This window comes from Arthrobacter sp. SAFR-023, from assembly GCF_051965295.1.
In the GTDB taxonomy this organism is placed as follows: domain Bacteria; phylum Actinomycetota; class Actinomycetes; order Actinomycetales; family Micrococcaceae; genus Arthrobacter.
In genome coordinates this window covers 75,551-94,866 of the sequence record NZ_JBQCMF010000006.1, presented here as the reverse complement: position 1 = coordinate 94,866, position 19,316 = coordinate 75,551, and the positions used below count along the sequence as shown (strand labels likewise).

Sequence of the window (19,316 nt, the reverse complement as noted above, 5' to 3'; positions counted from 1 at the left end):
AGTAGGAAGTCCGAGTAGATTCAGCACCAAAGATGACCGGGGTCATGCAAAGGAGCATCCATGGTTCGCGAACTTTCCCACTACATTGGCGGCCGGCGGGTAGACGGCACGTCCGGCCGGTACGGCGACGTTTTTGATCCCTGTACCGGCGAGGTCCAGGCGAAGGTGCCGCTGGCGGGCGCGGAAGAAGTCCGGAACGCCGTCGCGAACGCCGAGAAAGCCCAGCCGGAGTGGGGCGCCATGAACGCCCAGCGGCGCGGCCGCATCCTGCTCAAATTCGTGGACCTCGTGAACGAGCATATGGACGAGCTCGCCGCCCTCCTGTCATCGGAACACGGGAAGACCCTGGCCGATGCCCGCGGCGATATCCAGCGCGGCATCGAGGTGGTGGAGTTCGCCGCCGGCGCCCCGCACCTGCTCAAGGGCGAATTCTCCGACGACGCCGGCGCGGGCATCGACGTGCACTCCATGCGCCAGCCGCTGGGCGTGGTTGCCGGCATCACGCCCTTCAACTTCCCCGCGATGATCCCGCTGTGGAAATCCGGGCCGGCGCTCGCGGCAGGCAACGCGTTCATCCTCAAGCCGTCCGAACGCGATCCGTCAGTGCCGCTGCGCCTGGCTGAGCTCTACTCCGAGGCGGGGGTGCCGGACGGCGTTTTCAACGTGGTCAACGGCGACAAGGAAGCCGTGGACGCGCTGCTCGAGGACGAGCGCGTGCAGGCCATCGGCTTCGTCGGCTCCACCCCGATCGCCCAGTACATCTATGCCACGGCGGCGGCCCACGGCAAGCGGGCGCAGTGCTTCGGCGGCGCCAAGAACCACATGGTGATCATGCCGGACGCGGACCTGGACATGGCCGCCGATGCCCTGATCGGCGCCGGTTACGGGTCGGCCGGTGAACGCTGCATGGCAGTGTCCGTTGCCGTTCCGGTGGGAGAGGAGACCGCGAACAGCCTGGTGGCACGGCTGCAGGAGCGGATCAAGTCCCTCAAGGTGGGGCACAGCCTGGCCAAGGACTCAGACTTCGGGCCGGTGGTGACGCCCGCGGCCAAGGAGCGGATCGAGGGCTACATCAAGGCCGGTGCGGAGGAGGGCGCCTCGCTCCTGGTCGATGGCCGCGGCCTGGCCGTGGACGGCTACGACGGCGGATTCTGGGTGGGGCCCACGCTGTTCGACAACGTCACCAAGGACATGAAGATCTACCGAGAGGAGATCTTCGGCCCGGTGCTCAGCGTCGTCCGCGCGTCCGACTACGACGAGGCGCTGCGGCTCTGCAGCGAGAACGAGTTCGGCAACGGCGTGGCCATCTTCACCCGCGATGGCGACGCGGCCCGGGACTTCGCCAGCCGGGTGCAGGTGGGCATGGTGGGCATCAACGTCCCCATCCCCGTGCCCATTGCCTACTACACCTTCGGCGGCTGGAAGGCGTCCGGGTTCGGTGACCTCAACCAGCACGGGGCCGACGCCTTCCGCTTCTACACCAAGACCAAGACCGTGACCTCGCGCTGGCCCTCCGGTATCCGGCAGGGCGCCAGCTTCATCATGCCGGAAGGAAGCTGATGACTGAAGCTGAACAACAGGTGCTGTTCGAACAACGGGGCAAGCTGGGGGTGGTCACGCTCAACCGGCCCAAAGCGGTCAATGCGCTTACGGCTGGCATGGTCACCGCCGCGCTGGAGCAACTCACTGCCTGGGCAGGTGACGATAGCGTTGCCACCGTGCTGGTCCAGGGTGCCGGCGACCGCGGTTTGTGCGCGGGCGGGGACATCGTGGCCATTTACCGCGACATCCTCGCCGGCGGCGACGAAACGGCCGGCTTCTGGGCGGACGAATACCGGCTGAACTCACTGATCGAACGGTTCCCCAAGCCGTACGTCGCCTTCATGGACGGCCTGGTGCTGGGCGGCGGCGTGGGCATCTCCGCGCACGGCTCCCTGCGCATCGTCACCGAGCGCACGCGGACCGGGATGCCGGAGACCACCATCGGGTTCGTGCCCGACGTCGGCGGGACCCTCCTGCTGTCACGCTCACCGGGGGAGGCGGGTACCCATGCCGCCCTCACCGGCGCCCACCTGAGCGGTGCGGATGCGCTGTTCCTGGGGCTCGCCGATTACTTTGTCCCGTCCGGCAGCCTCGCGGACCTCGCGGTGGCGCTGGAAGACGAAAATGCGGAGGCCGCCGTCGTACGCTTTGCCGAAAAGCCGCCCGCCTCGGCGCTGGAGGCGCAGCGGGACTGGATCGACTCCTGCTATTCAGTGGACGACGCCGAGGAAATCGTCCGGCGGCTGCGTGCCGCGGGCGGGGAAGCAGCGGCCGCCGCGGACACCATCGAGGCGAAGTCGCCCACGGCCGTCAAGGTGACCCTGGCCTCGCTCCGCCGGTCGCGCGGGCTGACGCTCGACCAGGCGCTCGCCGAGGAATACCGCGTGGGACTGCGCTGCCTCGCCGGACCGGACTTCCGGGAGGGGATCCGGGCGCAGGTGGTGGACAAGGACCGCAACCCGCAGTGGCAGCCGGCAACGCTGCCGGAGGTGCACGCGGACGACGTCGAGCGGTACTTCGCGCCGTTGGGGGACCGGGAACTGGTTCTGTGGGAAAGGGAGTCGGACCATGCCTGATGAAGCAACCGTGCCTGAAGCAGCAAGCCGGCCTGGTACAGCAAAACCGCGCGTCGCCTTCCTCGGATTGGGTCACATGGGCGGACCCATGGCGGTCAACCTGGTCAAGGCAGGCTACGACATCATCGGCTTCGACGTGGTGCCCGCCGCGCTGGATGCTGCGCGCGAGCACGGCATCCCCGTCGCCACCAGTGCCGCGGAAACCATCCCCGGAGCCGAGATCGTGCTCACGATGTTTCCGAGCGGGCAGCATGTGCTGGACGCTTACCGGGGCAACGACCGGGAGCCGGGCCTGCTGGCGGCCGCTGCGCCGAACACCATGTTCCTGGACTGCTCCACCATCAATGTTGACGAGGCACGGGAAGCCGCCCGGCTGGCCCTCGACACCGGACACCGCTCCGTGGACGCGCCCGTTTCCGGCGGCGTGGTGGGGGCGGAGGCCGGCACCCTGACGTTCATGGTGGGTGCGCTGCCGGAGGACTTCGAGACAGTGCGGCCGTTGTTCGACGTCATGGGCAAACGCGCGGTGCTGTGCGGAGAGCACGGAGCCGGCCAGGCCGCGAAGGTCTGCAACAACCTCATCCTGGGCGTCTCCATGATCGCGGTCAGCGAGGCGTTCGTCCTCGGGGAAAAGCTGGGGCTGACGCACCAGGCTTTGTTCGATGTTGCGTCCGCGGCATCGGGCCAGTGCTGGGCCCTCACCACCAACTGCCCGGTCCCGGGACCGGTGCCCACCAGTCCCGCCAACCGCGACTACCAGCCCGGGTTCGCCGGAGCATTGATGGCCAAGGACCTCCGGTTGGCGCTGAACGCCCTCCAGTCCACCGGCGTCGCCGCCCGGATGGGCCCCCTGGCCTCCGAGATTTACGACGCCTTCGCCGCTGAAGGCGGTGCCGGCCGGGATTTCTCCGGCATCATCACCGATATCCGGGACAAGTCTGGACAGTAGGCTTAGTTTCAGGACGGATCAAGTTTCAGGACGAACCAACCACGTGAGGGGCATGGATGACGCACGAGTACGGGAACATTCTGGTGGAGCGCCGCGGGCGCGTCGGACTCGTCACCCTGAACCGGCCCGAGGCGCTGAACGCCCTGGACAGGACCACGCTGGAAGAACTCGTGGCGGCGGTTTCGGCCATGGACGCGGATCCCGGCGTTGGCGCCGTCGTGATTACCGGCTCGGGGAAGGCCTTCGCCGCCGGCGCCGACATCAAAGAGATGGCGGACAAGGGCTACCTGGAGATGTACGACGCCGACTGGTTCCGCGGGTGGGAGGATCTCACCAGGCTGCGCATTCCGCTGATCGCGGCCGTGTCCGGCTTCGCGCTGGGCGGCGGCTGCGAGCTGGCCATGATGTGTGACTTCATCATCGCCGGCGACAACGCCAAGTTCGGCCAGCCCGAGATCAACCTCGGAGTGGTGCCGGGCATGGGCGGGTCCCAGCGGCTCACCCGCGCCGTGGGCAAGGCCAAGGCGATGGACATGATCCTCACCGGCCGGTTCATCGACGCGGCCGAGGCGGAGCGCTCAGGCCTGGTGGCACGCGTGGTGCCTGCCGCGGACACCGTGGAGGAGGCGCTGAAGGCCGCGGAGGTCATCGCGTCCAAGTCGAAGCCGGCCGCCATGCTGGCCAAGGAAGCCGTTAACGCGGCCTTCGAGACGGGTCTGGCGCAGGGCGTGCTGTTTGAACGGCGGCTGTTCCATTCGCTCTTCGCCTCGGAGGACCAGAAGGAAGGCATGGCCGCTTTCGCGGAGAAGCGCCAGCCGGAGTTCAGGCACCGGTGAGCGCCCGGCTGACCGGGGAGCGCACCGTGAAGGGGACTTCCCTGCGCGTTGTCCCGGCGGCCATGGTTTCGCTGGCCGGCTTTGTCCTGTTCGCGCTGGAGCAGAGCCTGTTGGGGTATGCCCTGCTCGCTGCAGCGCTCGTGCTCGCGGCCTTGGTGGACCGGCTGCTGTTCCGCGACCTCGCGCTGATCGCGGCCGGAGTGGCCATCATCAGTGCCGTGCCCATCACCACCGACGTCAGCACCTCCCACATGCTCGTCATGGGCTCGGCCATGATCGCGGCCGTGGGGATCCCCTATGCTGTATCGCGCTTCGTCACCAAAGAGCATGCGGTGGTCTTCCCGGTACGGACCGGGCAGAAATGGACACGTGCGGAGAAGTGGTACCTTCCCGCCGTCGTGGTGATCGGCTACGCCTTGCTGCCCGTGTACATGATCCGGACCGGGGTCTACTCGAACTGGCCCGCCGTGCATGATCCGGAGGGCATCGCGCGGCTCTTCGTCGGCACCAACGCCCTGGGCATCTGGGATGAGCTGTTCTTCATCTGCACCTGCTTCGCCCTGCTGCGCCGCCACCTGCCCGACTGGCAGGCCAACCTGCTGCAGGCCGTCCTGTTCACGTCGTTCCTGTGGGAGCTGGGGTTCAAGGCCTGGGCGCCGTTCTTCATCTACCCCTTCGCCCTGCTGCAGGCCCGCATCTTCACGGTGACCAAGTCGCTTTCGTACATCGTGAGCGTGCACCTGCTCTTCGACTTCGTGCTGTTCCTGGTGCTGCTCCACGCGCACAACCGGGCGTGGATCGACATCTTCCTGTACTGACTCCCGAGTCCATTCCACCCGCGAAACTCCACAGCGGAATCCTGAAATGGCCGCCGGGATTTAACCCGCAGTTCATCGCGATGCCCTAGCCTTGCACTTCAGGCAAAAGTGTTTTTCAGGCAAACGTGCGAAAAGGGGAACGATCGTGGCCGACATCGCTGCTGTACTGGGACGGCTCACCGCGGCCGAGCTTGATGAAATCCACGCCACGGGCCCGCAGGGGCACCTGAGCCGCAAAATCGTTGAGGCGCTGGACAGGGCTGCCGGCGGTCCGGGCGGCGGCCGCGGGTACTACGTGCCAGCCGGAAGTGTCAGCGGAACGGGCAGCCCGCACGTCGTGTTGAGGAGCGACGTCGCGGCCTGGCTTTTCGGGCATGCCGCGCCGGCCGCCGTCGCCGACCCCGCCTAGCCTGCGGTTTGTGCTGCCGGCGTAAGAGCGGATGCTGGCGCGGCGCCCGGGTCCGCGTTGGAACCGTTGCCATCCGTTCCGCCGTTAGGTTGCCGCAGGACGCCAACGTCCAGGATGGTGCCCAACAGGCCACGGGCCGCTTCGAGGACCTCGCGTACTTCGGGTGACGTCAGTTCGTAGAACAGGCGGCCGTCCTTCCGGGACGGAACGATCAGCCGCTGGCGCCGCAGAATGCCGAGGTGCTGTGAGAGATTGGAAGCCTCAAGCCCGGTGCAGTCCCGCAAGTTGCTCACGGTCTCGGGGCCGTTGACCAGCATCTCCAGTACCCGGATGCGTGCCGGGTGGCCCATGGACTTGAACAGGTCAGCCTTTACCCCGGTGTGGATCACGCCGTCGGGCATGTCGCCCATTCTGGATTCCTTCCACTGCTTCTTGCCACGTGCTTCTTGGCCGGGTGTTGCCGGCCCGCCAACCTCGGTGCCCCCATAGGCGTATAGACCCCAGTATAGAGACAGAACGGTCTGTCCCCGACGAGCGGGGAGAACTTTTGCTGGCGGACCGGGAACGAGCGCTGTTGCGGCCGCGGACCGCCCTTGCCAAGAGCGCGGATCTAGTTCACAATTTCATAAATTCCTCAATTACCGCCCGGGTCATCCGCGGAAGCGGTAAGGAGAAAAAACTTCAGTTGCATCTGGCGACGACGGCGTCCCGGACGCCGTGTTCCCGTATCCAGGAGGGCTAAATGGCTGGCATGTTCGAACTCTTCATTGACGCAGGGGACTCCTTCAGGTTCCAGCTCACCGCCCCGGACGGCACCGTGTTGGCCGTATCCCGCCCTTTTCCCAGCAAGGCTGCCGCGGTCGAAGGCATCGCTGCCGTTCGACCCCGCTCCATGCGTATGCCCCTCCCGTGCCAAAGGATGGCCGGCTAGGGCGGCAGGGAACCGCGATGAGCCTTCCAAAAACCGTCCGGGCGTACTCGAGTGCTCTCGGGCCGGCAGATTGCGTTGCCGGCACGTTCCACTACGACGCCATTTCGGGGCGGCTTGAATGGTCCGATGAGCTGTACACGCTCCACGGTTACCGGCGCGGCGAAATCGTGCCCACCGTGGAGCTCCTCTACGCCCATAAGCATCCGGACGACAGGGACCGCTGCCATGACATCTTCATGGCAGCCTGCGAAGCGGGCGGATTTTTCTGCAGCTACCACAGCATCCTTGATGCCCGCATGCGGGAACACCGTGTCCTCACTGCCGGCGAGGCCCTCCTGGAGGACGGCAGGCTCATTGCTGTTGAGGGGTTCATCGTGGACCTGACCAGCACGCTGCAGTGGGAAACGGAAAGGGCGGCACGGGAAGCGGTTGAGGGTGCCCTTGGCACGCGAAGCACCATAGAACAGGCGAAAGGCATCCTGATGGGCATCCTGCGGATTGGTTCCCAGGCCGCCTTCGACCTGCTGGCCACATACAGCCAGGACACCAACATCAAGGTGGCCAGCACAGCTGCCGATCTGGTACGGCTGGCCAACTCCCCGCAGCAGGCGGCATTGCTTGACACGTTCGTCCAGGAGCTCCAGCGGGGCACGGGCGGCCGGGCAGTCCGTGATGCCGGACAGTCGGTGAAGCCGGTCAGTCGGTGAAGCCGGTCAGTCCGTAAAGCCTGTCAGTCCGTAAAGTCTCCGGCGCCCCGGCGGAAATCGCCCAGGATCCGGATGAGCTGGTTCACGTCCTTGTCGCCGAAACCGGACTGGCCGAATACCTCGGCGTTGAGCACCGCCGTCGCTCTTTTTGCCAGCGTGCGGCCCTCGGGCGTGAGCTCGATCAGCGTGGTGCGCCCGTCCGTGGGATGCGGTGAGCGGACCACCAGTCCCGCTGTCTGGAGGCGGTCGACGGCGTTAGTCACCGAGGTGGGGTGGACCTGCAGCAGGGCGCTCGCCTTGTTCATGGGCAGGGCGCCGCTCCTGGCGAAGCTGAGCAGCGCCAGCAGTTCGTAGCGGGCGAAGGTCAGCCCGAACGGCTTCAGGGCCCCCTCGATGCGGGCCAGCAGGATCTGCTGGGTGCGCATGATTGCCGTGATGGCAGCCATCGGCGCGGCCACGTCACTCCAGCCGTGGTTCTCCCAGTTGCGCTGGGCATCGGCAATCGGGTCACGGGGCAGCGGAGGGCTCACGGCTCAGCCCTGGCTTTTCAGGCCCGGGAAATCCGCTTCGGAGTATTCCGTGCCCAGGCCCAGCGGTACCCCGGTCACCCCAGGTTGGACGCCGTCCGCGTGGCGGAGCTCCTCGCTGTGCCTCAGCTCCACCCGGCGGATTTTTCCCGAAATGGTTTTCGGCAGTTCGGCGAATTCAAGCCTGCGGATGCGCTTGAACGGCGCCAGGTGGTCGCGGCAGTAGCGCAGGATTTCCTCGGCGAGTTCGGGCCCCGGTTCGTGGCCGGCAGCGAGCACCACAAATGCCTTGGGCACGGACAGCTTCAGCGGGTCGGGGGAGGGGACGACGGCCGCTTCCGCCACGGCCGGGTGCTCAATCAGTACGCTCTCCAGCTCGAATGGGGAGAGCCGGTAGTCGGAGGACTTGAAGACGTCGTCATCCCGGCCCACGTAGGTGATGACGCCGTGCTCGTCCCGGCTCGCCATGTCGCCCGTGTGGTAGTAGCCGCCGCGGAAGGCCTCGGCCGTCTTCTCCGGGTCACCGTAGTACGACTTCATCAGCCCGGCCGGGCGGGGATCCAGGCGCAGGCACAGCTCGCCGTCGTCCGCTTCCTCTCCCGTCACCGGATCGACGAGGACCACGTCGTACCCCGGCAGTGGCTGGCCCATGGCGCCGATTTTGACGGGCTGGGCGGGGGTGTTGGCCACCTGCACCGTGGTCTCGGTCTGGCCGAAGCCGTCGCGGATGGTCTGGCCCCAGGCGCGCTGGACCTGGCCAATAACCTCCGCGTTGAGCGGCTCGCCGGCGGAAACAACCTTGGTGGGCGGATTCCTGAGAAGGCTCAGGTCGGCCTGGATGAGCATCCGCCAGACGGTGGGCGGAGCGCAGAAGCTGGTGACTTTCTCCCGTTCCATCTGCTCCATCAGGGCCCTGGCATCGAAGCGTTCGTAGTTGTAAACGAACACGCAGGCCTCGGCAATCCACGGGGCGAACAGGTTAGACCAGGCGTGTTTTGCCCAGCCCGGAGAGGCCACGTTGAGGTGCACGTCGCCCGGCTCCAGACCGATCCAGTACATCGTGGACAGGTGGCCCACCGGGTAGGACGTGTGCGTGTGCTCCACGAGCTTGGCCTTGGAGGTGGTGCCCGAGGTGAAGTAGAGGAGGAGGGTTTCGTCCGCCAGGGTGGGGGCATCGGGGGTGAAGGCAGTGGGGGACGCCGTGGAATCCGCGTACTGCAGCGCCTGCGCGGCACCGCTCGTTCCGGCATCGGGGACTTCGATCAGCCGGTAGCGGCCGGGCACCTCGGCAAACTTGCCGAGGTTTGAACTGCCGACGGCGGCCCACCCCGCTTCCCCGCGCTCCACCCGGTCCTTCAGGTCAGCTGGACCCATGAGGGTGGTGGTGGGGATCAGCACGATGCCAAGCTTGATGCCGGCCAGCACGAGTTCCCACAGTTCCACCTGGTTGCCCAGCATGATGATCATGCGGTCGCCGCGCTTCACGCCCTGGCTGCGGAGCCAGTTGGCCACCTGGTTGGAGCGGGCCGACAGTTCGGCGAAGCTGCGCCGGGTGGCCGAGCCGTCCTGTTCCACGATCACCAGCGCCGGGTTGGCAGCGCTGGCAGGATCGGCGGCGATGGGGTCAAACCAGTCGAGGGCGAAGTTGAACTCCTTGGGCCGCGGCCATTCGAAGCTGGCCCTCGCCTGACGGTAGTCCTGGCGCAAAGCGAGCAGCTGGTCGCGTGCGGCGCGGAAGTCGTCGGTGACTGTCATGGGGCACCTTTCGCCTGGGGATTCACGTCCTAGTGATCCGCATCACTGTGCAATATACTAGGACATCCAACGGTTTGGAAGAGCGAAGGGACCTATGCCCGTGCAGCCACAAGGACGTGACAACGGACAGCCCGCAGAGGCTACAACGGGGAAAGCCGCGGCGGGGGAAACGGGGACGATGGCGCCGCCGTTCGCCGATGCGGATCTGATGTATGTTGCCGACCTGCTTCCGCCAGCCGAGCGGACCCGCTATCTCGAAATCCGGGACTTCCTGCAGTCCAGGGTCCGGGCCCAGTCCATCGAATACTGGAATCGGGAAGAGTTCCCGTTCGGGCTGCTCGCGGAGCTGGGGAAGCACGGACTTGGCGGGCTGCAGACGGACGGAACATCCACGCTCTTCAAAGGCCTCATGTACGTTGAGGTGGCCCGCGCCGACGTCTCCCTGTCGGCACTGGTGGGCATCCACAACGAACTGATCGTCGGCATGATCGACGCCCTGGGGTCGGAGGAGCAGAAGCAGCGGTGGCTGCCGGGACTGACCGCCTTCACACAGTTGGGGGCCTTCGCGCTGACCGAGCCGGAGCACGGTTCGGACATCGCCGGCGGGCTGGCCACCACGGCCCGGCTGGAGGACGGCGAGTGGGTCATCGACGGGGCCAAGCGGTGGATAGGCGCCGGAACCATCGCCGACTTTGCGCTGGTGTGGGCCCGGGACGCCGCCGACCAGCAGATCAAAGGCTTCATTGTCGAAACGGACCGACCCGGTTACACGGCGACCAAAATCAGCAACAAGATCGGGCTCCGGATCATGCAGAACGCCGATATCCGGCTGGACAGCGTCCGCATTCCGGAGGCCAACCTGCTCCCGGGGGCCACGGATTTCACCAAGGCAAACGAGCTGCTGAGGGATTCCCGCGCCTGGGTGGGATGGCAGGCTGCGGGGATCCAGCTCGCGGCCTTTGACGTTGCCCGCTCCTATTCGCTGCAGCGCCGCCAGTTCGGTAAGGAGCTGGCACGCTTCCAGCTCATCCAGCAGCAGCTCGCCGAGATCCTGGGCAACGCCTCGGCCTCACTGGCACTGATGGCACAGTTGGCCCGGGTCCAGGAGGAAGGCAGGCTGGAAATGGCCCAGGCGGCAATGGCCAAGGCCACCACCACCCGGCTGGCCCGCGCCTCCGTGGCCCTGGGCCGGTCGCTGCTGGGCGGCAACGGCATCAGCAGCGACTTCGAGATGGGGAAACTCTTTGGTGACGCCGAGATCCTCTACACCTACGAGGGCAGCTACGAGATCAATTCCCTGATTGTGGCCCGGGCCGTGACAGGAAAATCGGCCTTCGTCTAGGCCGATCTACCCGGACAGCGCGGCGGCTTTCCGCGCTGCGGCCTCCAGTTGCTCCACGTAGGCGGACTGCTCGGCGGCGCCCCGCTGTGGAAGGTTGGGGTCGCCGGGGCCCTGCCCGGCGGAGCCGTCGATGAGTTCGCGGATGATGTCGGCGTGTCCGAGGTGCTGCGCTGTCTCGGCACACATGTGCACCAGCATCTGGTGCAGGGTCACGTTCCTGCGTTTTTCCCGCCACCAAGGCACCACGCCGGGGGCGTCCAGTGGCAGCGCCTCGATGGTGGCATCGGTGTGCGCCGCCGAAAAGTGGTGCAGCTCGACGATCTCGGCACGCGTCTGCTCCGGGGTGGCCCACATGTCCGCATCCGGTTCGGCACCGTCGGCGAACCAGGGCAGCACCCGGCCACTGGGCCGGCCGAAGACCTCGCCGAAATAATCCAGTTCCACGCTGGCCACGTGTTTGACCAGGCCCAGGAGATTGGTGCCGGTGGGCGTCATCGGCCGGCGGACGTCATACTCGCCCAGGCCGTCGAGCTTGGCGAGGAGCTGGGCGCGACGTGTCCGGAGGTAATGGTGGAGGGTGGCTTTTTCGTCCATGGGCGGCACTCTACCGGGCTAAAAACCAAAAAACTCCCCTGTGCGTGCGAGGCACGGACAGGGGAGTCTTTGGAAAGCCGTTACAGCGGGCGAATGTTCTCTGCCTGCGGACCCTTGGGGCCCTGGGTCACCTCGAACTCGACCTTCTGGTTTTCATCCAGGGAGCGGTAGCCGCTGCTGGCAATTGCTGAATAGTGTGCGAATACATCTGCTGATCCATCATCCGGAGCGATGAAGCCGAAGCCCTTTTCGGCGTTGAACCATTTAACTGTGCCTGTTGCCATTGCTACTTCCTTTGTAACCCTTTTTCTGGTCCTGCTCCGACAGCAGGCAGACGCGGAAATTGTTCTCCGCTGTCTCCAACCTATGGGCCATCCGCCGGGCGTGCAATAGTTGCCGTCATCAGGAGTCCCACCCGTAACGGGAGATTCTGTCCACAAACCCCATTCGGAGGGGCTGTTTCCTGCTCTAGGGTGTGCTGCCCGGCTCCTGGCCGGTGTCCTCCCACTGCACATCGAGATTGCGGAAAACCGGGGGTCCGTCACACAGGGCCGCCATCTGGGCGGCGAAGTCTGACGTCTCAGGCCGGTTGGAATTCTCCATCGCCGACTCGTAGGAGTCGAATTCCACGATGGTGAGGTATGTCCCGGGACGGTCGCGGTCCGCCGTGGCGGTGATGCGGCGAAACGTCGGTGTGGTGGTTCCCTCGGTTCTCGACGGGCGGCCCAGCGCTTCGACCTCCTCAATGCGTGAGGTCTGGAATTCAATGATCTGCACAAACCCGGCCATGACGGCTCCTTGACGGCGGTGGTGACTGATGCCGCTCACGGTAGACCCGGCGCCGGGCCCGCGCAACCGTTATGCGGCTGCTAGCGCATCCCCTCGCGGCGGATGGCGGTGGCGATGGCCGCGGCCCTCGTTTCCACCCCCAGCTTGGCGTAGATGTGGGCGAGATGGGTCTTGACGGTGGCCTCGGAAATGAACAGCCGCTGCCCCAGCTCCCTGTTGCTGAGTCCTTCGGTGAGAAGGCTCAGCAGTTCGGCTTCCCGCGGTGTCAGTACCTCGTCAGGGTTGCGCAGCTGCTGGAAGAGGCGGGAGGCCACCGGCGGGCTCATGACGCTTTTGCCCTGGACGGCGCCCCGGACCGCGGCGAAGATTTCCTCGGGCGCGGCGTCCTTCAAAAGGTAGCCCATGGCCCCGGCATCAACTGCCCGGACAATGTCGGCGTCGGAATCATAGGTGGTGAAGACGAGCACGGCCTGCCTGCGGTTGCGTTCGCGGACCTTCCGGATCGCCTCGATCCCGTCCATGCCCGGGCCCATAGCCAGGTCCATCATCACGACGTCGGGGGCGTGCCCTTCCACAGCCGTCAGGGCTTCCTCGCCCGAGGAGGCTTCCGCCACCACCTCGATGTCCGGCTGCGTCCCCAGCAGGGCCTTCAATCCGCTGCGGACCACGAGGTGGTCGTCGACCAGGAGCACGGTGATGGCGCTCATTCTTCCCCCTTTGCCGGCAGCTGCGCCGCCACAACAGTTCCCTCGCCCGGGGCGCTTTCCACCGAGAAGGCGCCGCCCAGCTGCTCCACCCGCTGCCGCATGGCGCGCAGTCCGTATCCACCGGCGTCCGACGGCGGTGCTACCGCCGCCGGATCGAAGCCCGCGCCGTCGTCGTAGATGTCCAGCGTGACCGCATCCGGCAGGAAGCCGAGGGTGATGGTGGTGGTATCCGCGGACGCGTGCAGCTTGATGTTCGAGGTGGCGCTCTGCACCACCCTGAGGAGGGCATGGCGGACCTCGCCTGCCACCTGCCGGGGTTCGCCGGTGACCAGCAGCGTGGCGTCCGGTACGTACTGCGAGGCGGCCTGGAGCAGGGCGTCCGGCAGCGGCGAGGAGTCGAGGCCGGGGGAGGCGAGTTCGTGGACCAGGCTGCGGGTGTCGGAGAGGTTCCGGCGCAGCAATTCGCTGGCATGCCGAAGATCCTGCCGGGACGCCGGCTCCGGCCAGGCACGGTTAGCGGCTTCGAGCAGGAGCAGGCTGCTGGCGAGGCCTTGGGTCACGGTGTCGTGGATCTCCCGGGAGACGCGCTCACGCTCCTCGATGGTGCCTGCCCGGCGCTCGCTGGCCACTAGCTGACCCTGGGCGAGAGACACTTCACGGTGCAGGCGCCGCTGCTCGGCGGCGTCGTGCTCAATGCGGTCGTAGATCAGCGTCAGCAGGACGCCGACGGCGAGCGGTCCCAGGAGCATGGCCAGATCGGTGCCGTCGCTGAGCCGGAACAGTCCCGCCGCGGTGGCCGCCGCCGTCGCCCCCGCCGCCGCGTAGGCGACCGCCCCTGTGAAGGCGATGCGGCACAGGAAGAACAGCGCAAACGAGCACCAGGCGAAGCTGGGTGCGGAGATCACCAGGACGGCCCAGACGGCGACCAGGACGAACATCCACACCGCCCAGGGGCGCCGGCGCTGGGCGAGCACGGCGATGACGGCGTACAGGGCGCAGGCGGCGGCCGCCAGCGCGAGGACAAGCAGGTTGTCCTGGGCGCTGTGCCGCATCACGTAGCGCACCACCGAAGCCACGATGAGCACGGCGAAGCCGAGGTGGACCGCGGCGTCGATCCGTCCAAGCCGGCTGCCCGGAACATGGCCGGTCCGTGCGGGAAGTAGTTCCGGTGCAGTGGGGGCGGTGAAGGGCATGGGCGGGTCCGGTTCCGGTGGGAGGCGTGCTAGGAACCATGCTATTGCGCGCATCGTTGCTGGTCTCTCAGCCTTTTGGCTGATACCGCCATCCGGAAGTACGAGCCGGTCCCAACTGATGGCCTGATGCGCCCGTGGTGGCACAGGTTCACCATGGAGATGCAGCCGTTTTGCTGCGCCCGCCAACATGGGCTGCGCCCCGCTTATTGAAGGAGAACCACCGTGAAGAAGTCCCAGAAGATTTTTGCCGCCGCCGCGGCCGGAGCGCTCGTCATCACCGCCGGTGCCGCCCTCACCAATTCGGGGTCCGGGCCTTCCCCCGCAGCGGCTTCGGTCCAGCCCGCGGCGGCTGTGCCCGCCGCGGATGTCCAGCCGGGTGCGGACAACGTCGTCGCCCAGAACCGGATCACCGTTGGCGCCTCGGCGAAGGCAGTGGGCGCTGCGCTCGCCAAGTGCCAGGCCGACAAGCTGCCGTTCGTCACGGTGGCCCTCGTGGACCGGTTCGGCACCGTCCAGGCCCTCCTGCGTGGCGACAATGCCGCCGAGCACACCATCGAGTCGGCCAAGCGCAAGGCGTACACGGCCGCAGCACTCGGCAGCCCCACCAGTGAACTTGCCAAGCGCATCTCCGGCAACGGGCCGAGCATCGCGGACCTTCCCGGCACACTGTTCCTCCGCGGCGGTGTCCCGCTGAAGGTGAACGGCGTCTCCGTGGCGGGCATTGGCGTCGGTGGCGCCCCCGACGGCAAGCTGGACGAAGCCTGCGCCGAGGCTGGCGCCGCCGTGATTGCCGCCAAGTAGGTTGCGGCCTGTGGTTAAAGACAGGAACGACGGCGGCCGGCCAGCCAGCGCTTTTTCGCTCGCCGGCCTGGCGGTGCTCGTGGCGTCCCTGCTGGCAGGTTGCTCCGGCGCCCCGTCGGCCGGGGACCCGGCCCCAGTCAGTTCCAGCCCGGTCGCTTCAGCCCATGGCAGCCGGACGACGTCGGGCGGTTCCGGTGCGAGCGGCACTGCGCGGCCGCCGTCGTCGGCTCCCGCCACTGCACCTCCTGCCCTGTCTCCGGCTGAGCAGCAGAAGCTGGACCATCGGCTGGTCCTGGCCGCGAAAGCCAACGACGCGCCGCTCGTGGCGCAGCTGATCCGGGAAGGCGGGAACGTGAACGCCAAGGACTCGATCCAGGATTCGGCCTTCCTGTACGCGGGCGCCGAGGGCTTCAATGAGATTCTGCGGCTGACCCTGGCCCACGGTGCGGACGTCAGGAGCACCAACCGTTTTGGCGGCACCGCCCTGATTCCGGCCAGCGAGCATGGGCATGTGGAGACAGTACGGATTCTCATCGCCGCCGGTGTCCGCGTCAATCACGTCAACAATCTTGGCTGGACCGCGATGCAGGAAGCCATCCTCCTGAACAACGGAGGTCCGAGGCAGCAGGACGTGGTGCGGCAGCTGCTGGACGCCGGGGCAGACCCCAACATCCGCGACCCGCAGGGCAGGACGGCCTTGGAGAACGCTGAGCGGCTGGGCTTTGCCGGGATGGCCCGGCTTATCCGGTCGCGGAGCTGAGCGTCAAAGTGCGGCGGCCGGACTGGCCCGCTTTTGGACCGCCGGCCGCCACCGTTCGCGCCTCCGCGGCGAGGTTGCCCGTCAAAGCTGGGCCGGTTCGGCGAGGTCCAGGGCAACAGTAAACTCGGCGCCGGTTTTCTCCCGGATTTCGTCCACGGTGACGCCGGGGGCGAGGCGGGTGAGGGTGAGCCGGCGGCCGCCGTCGTCCTTTTTGGAGAGGTCGAAGACGGCAAGGTCGCTGATGACGCGGTCCACGACGTTCACACCGGTCAGGGGGAGGGTGCAGCCGGTGACGATCTTGGGGCTGCCGTCTTTGGCATTGTGTTCGGTGAGGACCACGACGCGCGGGGTGCCGGCGACGAGGTCCATGGCGCCGCCCATGCCCTTGACCATCTTGCCGGGGATGGTCCAGTTGGCGAGGTCGCCGTTGCCGGAGACCTGCATGGCGCCGAGGATGGCGACTTTGACGTGCCCGCCGCGGATCATGCCGAAGGAGGTGGCGGAGTCGAAGATGCTGCCGCCTGGCAGGACGGTGACGGTCTGTTTGCCGGCGTTGATCAGGTCGGCGTCCTCCTCGCCCTCGTACGGGAACGGGCCCATGCCGAGCAGTCCGTTTTCACTTTGCAGAACCACGCGCACGCCGTCGGGCAGGTTGTTGGCTACCAGCGTGGGGATGCCGATGCCGAGGTTGACGTAGTCGCCGTCGTTCAGTTCTTCGGCCGCGATCGCGGCCATCTCATTCCGGGTCCAGGCCACGGGAGTCTCCTTGTTAGTTGTTGACGAGTTCGGGGCTGATCCGGTCCGCGCGGGGGCGGACGGTGCGCTGTTCGATGTCCTTGACCCTGTTGCTGGCCCGGACCAGGTGCTGGACGTAGACGCCGGGCGTGACGATGTGGTTCGGATCCAGCGCGCCGGGTTCGACGATGACCTCCGCCTCAGCAACGGTCACGGCGCCGGCGGTGGCGACCACCGGATTGAAGTTCCGGGCGGTGTAGCGGTAGATCAGGTTGCCGTCCGTGTCGGCGGTGTGGGCATGGACCAGTGCGACGTCGGCCCGAATGGCGCGCTCCCGGACGTACGTTTCGCCGTCGAACACCTCGTGCGGTTTGCCCTCGGCAACCAGGGTTCCCACCCCGGTTTTGGTGTAGAAGGCAGGGATGCCGGCGCCGCCGGCGCGCAGCCGCTCGGCCAGGGTGCCCTGCGGGGTGAACTCCACTTCGAGGACGCCGGCGAGGTACTGCTCGGCGAACAGCTTGTTCTCGCCGACGTAGGACGCAATGACCTTACGGACCTGGCCGGCCTCGATCAGGATGCCTAGGCCTTTGCCGTCGACCCCCATGTTGTTCGACACCACGGTAAGGTCCTTCACGCCCGAATCGCGCACGGCCTCGATCAGGTCGGAGGGGATGCCGCTCAAGCCGAAGCCACCCACGGCAAGGGTGATCCCGTCCTGCAGGACATTGTGCAGGGCCTGGGCGGCTCCGGATTTCAGTTTCGACATCGCATCTCCTCGTTGAGCTCGTTATAGTCCACTTTATGGACGCTGGTTCTGACTGTGGAGCGTAGGCGGGCCGAGACGACGGTGTCAAGGCTCTAAGGCCCGGGGCTACTCGCGCTTTTACACTGTGGACGATAGGCTGGTGAGTGTCCACAATATGGATCATCGGGAGAAGTCGTGAATCAGGCACCGGTCCAAGGCGCACAGGTCGTCAGCCGCATCGCGGGGCTCCTGCGAATCGTGGGACGCAAGCCGGAAGGGAGCCCGCTCGCGGAGCTTGTGCGTGACTCGGGGCTGACGCGTCCTACCGTGCACCGCCTGCTCACGTCACTCGCGGCCGAGGGCCTCCTCGACCACGATCACCTGAGCGGGAACTGGGTGCTCGGCCCCGAGGCCCTGCTGATGGGCTCGGTTGCTGCCGCGCGTTTCCCGCTGGAGGACCTCGCGAGGCCCAGTCTGCGCCGGCTTGCGGAGGAGACCGGCGAGAGCGCTTTCTTCTCGATTCGCCGGGGCTCTGAAACCGTGTGCCTGCTGAGGGAAGAAGGCAGCTTCCCTGTCCGCTCCTTCGTGCTTCACGAGGGCGTCCGGTTTCCGCTGGGTGTGGCATCCGCAGGAACGGCGATCATGGCGTTCCTGCCCGAGACGGAACAGGAGCAGATCCTGTCCGACTGGGCTGCTCACGCCAGCAAATACGCCGACGGGCACCCGGAAGACTTGGTCCGGAAGGGCCTGCAGCAGACCCGCCGCCGGGGCTACTCGGTGAACCCCGGCTTGGTGCTCGAAGGCAGCTGGGGGATGGGCGCAGCGGTCTTCGACCAGGCTGGGCGTCCGTCCTGGGCGCTGTCCCTGACCGGCATCGAACCCCGGTTCCGTGAAGACCGGCGCGAACAGCTGGGACGGCTCCTGCTGGAGGAGGCCCACCGGCTCACCGTTCGGCTCGGCGCGGGTGGGCAGCGTAGGCGGCAGAACTAGCTGCCGCACCTGGCGCTGCGCAGCATCGCCGGACGGGACTGCTGGAACTGTTGTGGTGCCTGCTGCCCGTGCCTACCCTTGCAGAGGGATCCCCTGCAGCGCCGTCCGCAGACGAGCCCACCTTCTGCGGACAGCGCTGTCCGCAGAAAAGCCGGACAGCACCGAAGGAGCCAGGGCCATGAGCACACGGGTCTACTTTGAGGAATACGGCGGTCCGCAGGTCCTGAAGGTGGGGACGGAGCAGCTGCCCGAGCCGGGCGACGGCCTGGTCCGGGTGGAATTCCGGGCGGTCAGCGTCAACCCCGTAGACTGGAAACTCGTGGCCGGCTACCTGAAAAAGTGGACGCCTTTGGGCTTTCCGGCGGTGCCCGGCTGCGAAGCGGCCGGCGTCGTGACCGCCGTCGGGACCGCTTTTGAGGGGTTTGCGGTGGGTGACGAGGTCATTTGGAACGGACTCGTGGGCGGCTACCGGACAGCGGCCGTGGTGCCGGCCGACCAGCTGACCCCCCTGCCGGCGGGCGTGGACTTCGAACAGGCAGCGTGCATTCCGGTGGCAGGCGGCACGGCGTATTCGGCCCTGAAGCAGCTCGCGGTGGGAGCCGGGGACACGGTGCTTGTCCACGGAGCCGCTGGCGGGGTTGGCTCGGCCGCGGTCCAGATCGCGCAGGCCTTCGGGGCACGCGTGATCGGCACGGCGTCAGAGGCCAACCAGGAGTACCTCAGCGAACTGGGCGCCGAACCCGTGACGTACGGCCGCGGCCTGGCCGAACGGGTGCGTTCCCTGGCCGACGACGCCGGAACAGTCACCGCTGTCCTGGACACCGTGGGGAGCGAGGATTCGCTGGCAGCAACGGCCGAGCTGCTCCAGGGCGCCGGCCGGGCGGTGACCACAGTTCCGGGCGAGCAGTCATCGGCGGCCGGCCTGGTGGCCGTACAACAGCTGGAAGGCCGGGTGGCGGAAGCGGGGACGCTCGCCGCGGAGGGCCAGATTACCTTCACGATCGCGCACCGGATGCCACTGATCGAGGCCGCCGATGCGCTGGAAATCAGCCGCGGCGGCCACGGCCGCGGGAAGATCCTGCTGCTGCCCTAGGCGCGTCAGGAGGCCCG

The 19,316-nt window shown here is 67.0% G+C and carries 23 protein-coding genes; 13 read left to right on the top strand and 10 right to left on the bottom strand.

Going from position 1 to position 19,316, the window contains the following annotated elements; genetic code table 11:
• Positions 1–60: 60 nt before the first annotated feature.
• The 6 genes from ACTHQX_RS08390 to ACTHQX_RS08365 all read left to right on the top strand — a co-directional run bounded on the left by ACTHQX_RS08390 (position 61) and on the right by ACTHQX_RS08365 (position 5,630).
• Complete coding sequence (locus ACTHQX_RS08390; protein ID WP_440156798.1) at positions 61–1,560, top strand: CoA-acylating methylmalonate-semialdehyde dehydrogenase; 1,500 nt, start codon at positions 61–63, stop codon at positions 1,558–1,560.
• Complete coding sequence (locus tag ACTHQX_RS08385) at positions 1,560–2,618, top strand: enoyl-CoA hydratase/isomerase family protein (RefSeq protein ID WP_440156796.1); 1,059 nt, start codon at positions 1,560–1,562, stop codon at positions 2,616–2,618. The genes ACTHQX_RS08390 and ACTHQX_RS08385 overlap by 1 nt, the downstream gene beginning before the upstream one ends.
• On the top strand, positions 2,611–3,567 hold the full coding sequence (gene mmsB, locus ACTHQX_RS08380; protein WP_440156794.1) for a 3-hydroxyisobutyrate dehydrogenase: 957 nt from the start codon (positions 2,611–2,613) through the stop codon (positions 3,565–3,567). The genes ACTHQX_RS08385 and mmsB overlap by 8 nt, the downstream gene beginning before the upstream one ends.
• Positions 3,568–3,623: 56 nt before the next feature.
• The gene (locus ACTHQX_RS08375) at positions 3,624–4,403 is read left to right on the top strand and encodes an enoyl-CoA hydratase (protein WP_236806441.1); all 780 of its coding nucleotides are present in this window, start codon (positions 3,624–3,626) and stop codon (positions 4,401–4,403) included.
• A gap of 62 nt (positions 4,404–4,465) precedes the next feature.
• Positions 4,466–5,221, top strand: coding sequence for a CPBP family glutamic-type intramembrane protease (locus ACTHQX_RS08370; RefSeq protein ID WP_440156975.1), 756 nt, complete (start codon positions 4,466–4,468; stop codon positions 5,219–5,221).
• Positions 5,222–5,366: 145 nt separating this feature from the next.
• Positions 5,367–5,630, top strand: coding sequence for a hypothetical protein (locus ACTHQX_RS08365; protein WP_236806443.1), 264 nt, complete (start codon positions 5,367–5,369; stop codon positions 5,628–5,630).
• On the opposite strand, the gene ACTHQX_RS08360 is transcribed toward ACTHQX_RS08365, so the two are convergent.
• Positions 5,627–6,040, bottom strand: coding sequence for an ArsR/SmtB family transcription factor (locus ACTHQX_RS08360; protein WP_236806449.1), 414 nt, complete (start codon positions 6,038–6,040; stop codon positions 5,627–5,629). The genes ACTHQX_RS08365 and ACTHQX_RS08360 overlap by 4 nt on opposite strands.
• A gap of 332 nt (positions 6,041–6,372) precedes the next feature.
• On the opposite strand from ACTHQX_RS08360, the gene ACTHQX_RS08355 reads away from it, so the two are divergent.
• On the top strand, positions 6,373–6,561 hold the full coding sequence (locus ACTHQX_RS08355; protein WP_440156790.1) for a YegP family protein: 189 nt from the start codon (positions 6,373–6,375) through the stop codon (positions 6,559–6,561).
• A 17-nt stretch (positions 6,562–6,578) separates the two neighbouring features.
• Entirely contained in the window at positions 6,579–7,268 is a 690-nt protein-coding gene (locus ACTHQX_RS08350; RefSeq protein WP_440156787.1) for a PAS and ANTAR domain-containing protein, read from the top strand.
• Between the two features lie 23 nt (positions 7,269–7,291).
• Here ACTHQX_RS08350 and ACTHQX_RS08345 read toward each other — a convergent pair whose 3' ends face one another.
• Positions 7,292–7,798 carry a MarR family winged helix-turn-helix transcriptional regulator gene (locus ACTHQX_RS08345; protein ID WP_236806454.1) on the bottom strand — a complete coding sequence of 169 codons (507 nt, stop codon included), beginning with the start codon at positions 7,796–7,798 and terminating at the stop codon, positions 7,292–7,294.
• 3 nt (positions 7,799–7,801) lie between these two features.
• Positions 7,802–9,550 carry an AMP-binding protein gene (locus ACTHQX_RS08340; protein WP_440156785.1) on the bottom strand — a complete coding sequence of 583 codons (1,749 nt, stop codon included), beginning with the start codon at positions 9,548–9,550 and terminating at the stop codon, positions 7,802–7,804.
• 178 nt (positions 9,551–9,728) lie between these two features.
• Here ACTHQX_RS08340 and ACTHQX_RS08335 point away from each other — a divergent pair, with 178 nt between their 5' ends.
• Entirely contained in the window at positions 9,729–10,892 is a 1,164-nt protein-coding gene (locus tag ACTHQX_RS08335) for an acyl-CoA dehydrogenase family protein (protein WP_440156783.1), read from the top strand.
• Positions 10,893–10,898: 6 nt separating this feature from the next.
• On the opposite strand, the gene ACTHQX_RS08330 is transcribed toward ACTHQX_RS08335, so the two are convergent.
• The 5 genes from ACTHQX_RS08330 to ACTHQX_RS08310 form a co-directional block, all read right to left on the bottom strand.
• Positions 10,899–11,486 carry a DinB family protein gene (locus ACTHQX_RS08330; RefSeq protein WP_440156781.1) on the bottom strand — a complete coding sequence of 196 codons (588 nt, stop codon included), beginning with the start codon at positions 11,484–11,486 and terminating at the stop codon, positions 10,899–10,901.
• An 80-nt stretch (positions 11,487–11,566) separates the two neighbouring features.
• Positions 11,567–11,770 (bottom strand): cold-shock protein, encoded by a 204-nt coding sequence (locus tag ACTHQX_RS08325; protein ID WP_003799085.1) that lies wholly within the window; start codon positions 11,768–11,770, stop codon positions 11,567–11,569.
• Between the two features lie 184 nt (positions 11,771–11,954).
• On the bottom strand, positions 11,955–12,275 hold the full coding sequence (locus ACTHQX_RS08320; protein ID WP_440156779.1) for a putative quinol monooxygenase: 321 nt from the start codon (positions 12,273–12,275) through the stop codon (positions 11,955–11,957).
• An 80-nt stretch (positions 12,276–12,355) separates the two neighbouring features.
• Positions 12,356–12,982 carry a response regulator gene (locus ACTHQX_RS08315; RefSeq protein WP_236806463.1) on the bottom strand — a complete coding sequence of 209 codons (627 nt, stop codon included), beginning with the start codon at positions 12,980–12,982 and terminating at the stop codon, positions 12,356–12,358.
• Positions 12,979–14,175: a sensor histidine kinase gene (locus tag ACTHQX_RS08310; protein ID WP_440156777.1), complete on the bottom strand. Its 1,197-nt coding sequence runs from the start codon at positions 14,173–14,175 to the stop codon at positions 12,979–12,981. The genes ACTHQX_RS08315 and ACTHQX_RS08310 overlap by 4 nt, the downstream gene beginning before the upstream one ends.
• A 222-nt stretch (positions 14,176–14,397) precedes the next feature.
• Here ACTHQX_RS08310 and ACTHQX_RS08305 point away from each other — a divergent pair, with 222 nt between their 5' ends.
• Together ACTHQX_RS08305 and ACTHQX_RS08300 are read left to right on the top strand one after the other, a co-directional pair.
• A complete protein-coding gene (locus ACTHQX_RS08305) occupies positions 14,398–14,976 on the top strand; it encodes a GlcG/HbpS family heme-binding protein (RefSeq protein ID WP_440156775.1) in 579 nt (192 codons plus the stop codon).
• Between the two features lie 10 nt (positions 14,977–14,986).
• A complete protein-coding gene (locus ACTHQX_RS08300) occupies positions 14,987–15,736 on the top strand; it encodes an ankyrin repeat domain-containing protein (RefSeq protein WP_440156772.1) in 750 nt (249 codons plus the stop codon).
• Positions 15,737–15,817: 81 nt separating this feature from the next.
• Here the strand turns inward: ACTHQX_RS08300 and ACTHQX_RS08295 are convergent, their stop codons facing one another.
• Entirely contained in the window at positions 15,818–16,492 is a 675-nt protein-coding gene (locus tag ACTHQX_RS08295; RefSeq protein ID WP_440156770.1) for a CoA transferase subunit B, read from the bottom strand.
• A 13-nt stretch (positions 16,493–16,505) separates the two neighbouring features.
• A complete protein-coding gene (locus ACTHQX_RS08290; protein WP_440156767.1) occupies positions 16,506–17,237 on the bottom strand; it encodes a CoA transferase subunit A in 732 nt (243 codons plus the stop codon).
• A 174-nt stretch (positions 17,238–17,411) separates the two neighbouring features.
• Between ACTHQX_RS08290 and ACTHQX_RS08285 the strand changes: the two genes are divergently transcribed.
• Both ACTHQX_RS08285 and ACTHQX_RS08280 read left to right on the top strand, forming a co-directional pair.
• Positions 17,412–18,206, top strand: coding sequence for an IclR family transcriptional regulator (locus ACTHQX_RS08285; RefSeq protein WP_440156764.1), 795 nt, complete (start codon positions 17,412–17,414; stop codon positions 18,204–18,206).
• Positions 18,207–18,384: 178 nt separating this feature from the next.
• Positions 18,385–19,299 (top strand): NADP-dependent oxidoreductase, encoded by a 915-nt coding sequence (locus tag ACTHQX_RS08280; RefSeq protein WP_236806473.1) that lies wholly within the window; start codon positions 18,385–18,387, stop codon positions 19,297–19,299.
• Positions 19,300–19,316 lie beyond the last annotated feature (17 nt).

Excerpts from the sequence above, each read along its gene's own strand:
- ACTHQX_RS08390 (WP_440156798.1), top strand. The coding sequence starts at position 61 with ATGGTTCGCGAACTTTCCCACTACATTGGCGGCCGGCGGGTAGACGGC.
- ACTHQX_RS08385 (WP_440156796.1), top strand. The coding sequence starts at position 1,560 with ATGACTGAAGCTGAACAACAGGTGCTGTTCGAACAACGGGGCAAGCTG.
- mmsB (WP_440156794.1), top strand. The coding sequence starts at position 2,611 with ATGCCTGATGAAGCAACCGTGCCTGAAGCAGCAAGCCGGCCTGGTACA.
- ACTHQX_RS08375 (WP_236806441.1), top strand. The coding sequence starts at position 3,624 with ATGACGCACGAGTACGGGAACATTCTGGTGGAGCGCCGCGGGCGCGTC.
- ACTHQX_RS08370 (WP_440156975.1), top strand. The coding sequence starts at position 4,466 with ATGGTTTCGCTGGCCGGCTTTGTCCTGTTCGCGCTGGAGCAGAGCCTG.
- ACTHQX_RS08360 (WP_236806449.1), bottom strand. The coding sequence starts at position 6,040 with ATGGGCGACATGCCCGACGGCGTGATCCACACCGGGGTAAAGGCTGAC.
- ACTHQX_RS08355 (WP_440156790.1), top strand. The coding sequence starts at position 6,373 with ATGGCTGGCATGTTCGAACTCTTCATTGACGCAGGGGACTCCTTCAGG.
- ACTHQX_RS08350 (WP_440156787.1), top strand. The coding sequence starts at position 6,579 with ATGAGCCTTCCAAAAACCGTCCGGGCGTACTCGAGTGCTCTCGGGCCG.
- ACTHQX_RS08340 (WP_440156785.1), bottom strand. The coding sequence starts at position 9,550 with ATGACAGTCACCGACGACTTCCGCGCCGCACGCGACCAGCTGCTCGCT.
- ACTHQX_RS08335 (WP_440156783.1), top strand. The coding sequence starts at position 9,729 with ATGGCGCCGCCGTTCGCCGATGCGGATCTGATGTATGTTGCCGACCTG.
- ACTHQX_RS08330 (WP_440156781.1), bottom strand. The coding sequence starts at position 11,486 with ATGGACGAAAAAGCCACCCTCCACCATTACCTCCGGACACGTCGCGCC.
- ACTHQX_RS08325 (WP_003799085.1), bottom strand. The coding sequence starts at position 11,770 with ATGGCAACAGGCACAGTTAAATGGTTCAACGCCGAAAAGGGCTTCGGC.
- ACTHQX_RS08320 (WP_440156779.1), bottom strand. The coding sequence starts at position 12,275 with ATGGCCGGGTTTGTGCAGATCATTGAATTCCAGACCTCACGCATTGAG.
- ACTHQX_RS08315 (WP_236806463.1), bottom strand. The coding sequence starts at position 12,982 with ATGAGCGCCATCACCGTGCTCCTGGTCGACGACCACCTCGTGGTCCGC.
- ACTHQX_RS08310 (WP_440156777.1), bottom strand. The coding sequence starts at position 14,175 with ATGCCCTTCACCGCCCCCACTGCACCGGAACTACTTCCCGCACGGACC.
- ACTHQX_RS08290 (WP_440156767.1), bottom strand. The coding sequence starts at position 17,237 with ATGTCGAAACTGAAATCCGGAGCCGCCCAGGCCCTGCACAATGTCCTG.
- ACTHQX_RS08280 (WP_236806473.1), top strand. The coding sequence starts at position 18,385 with ATGAGCACACGGGTCTACTTTGAGGAATACGGCGGTCCGCAGGTCCTG.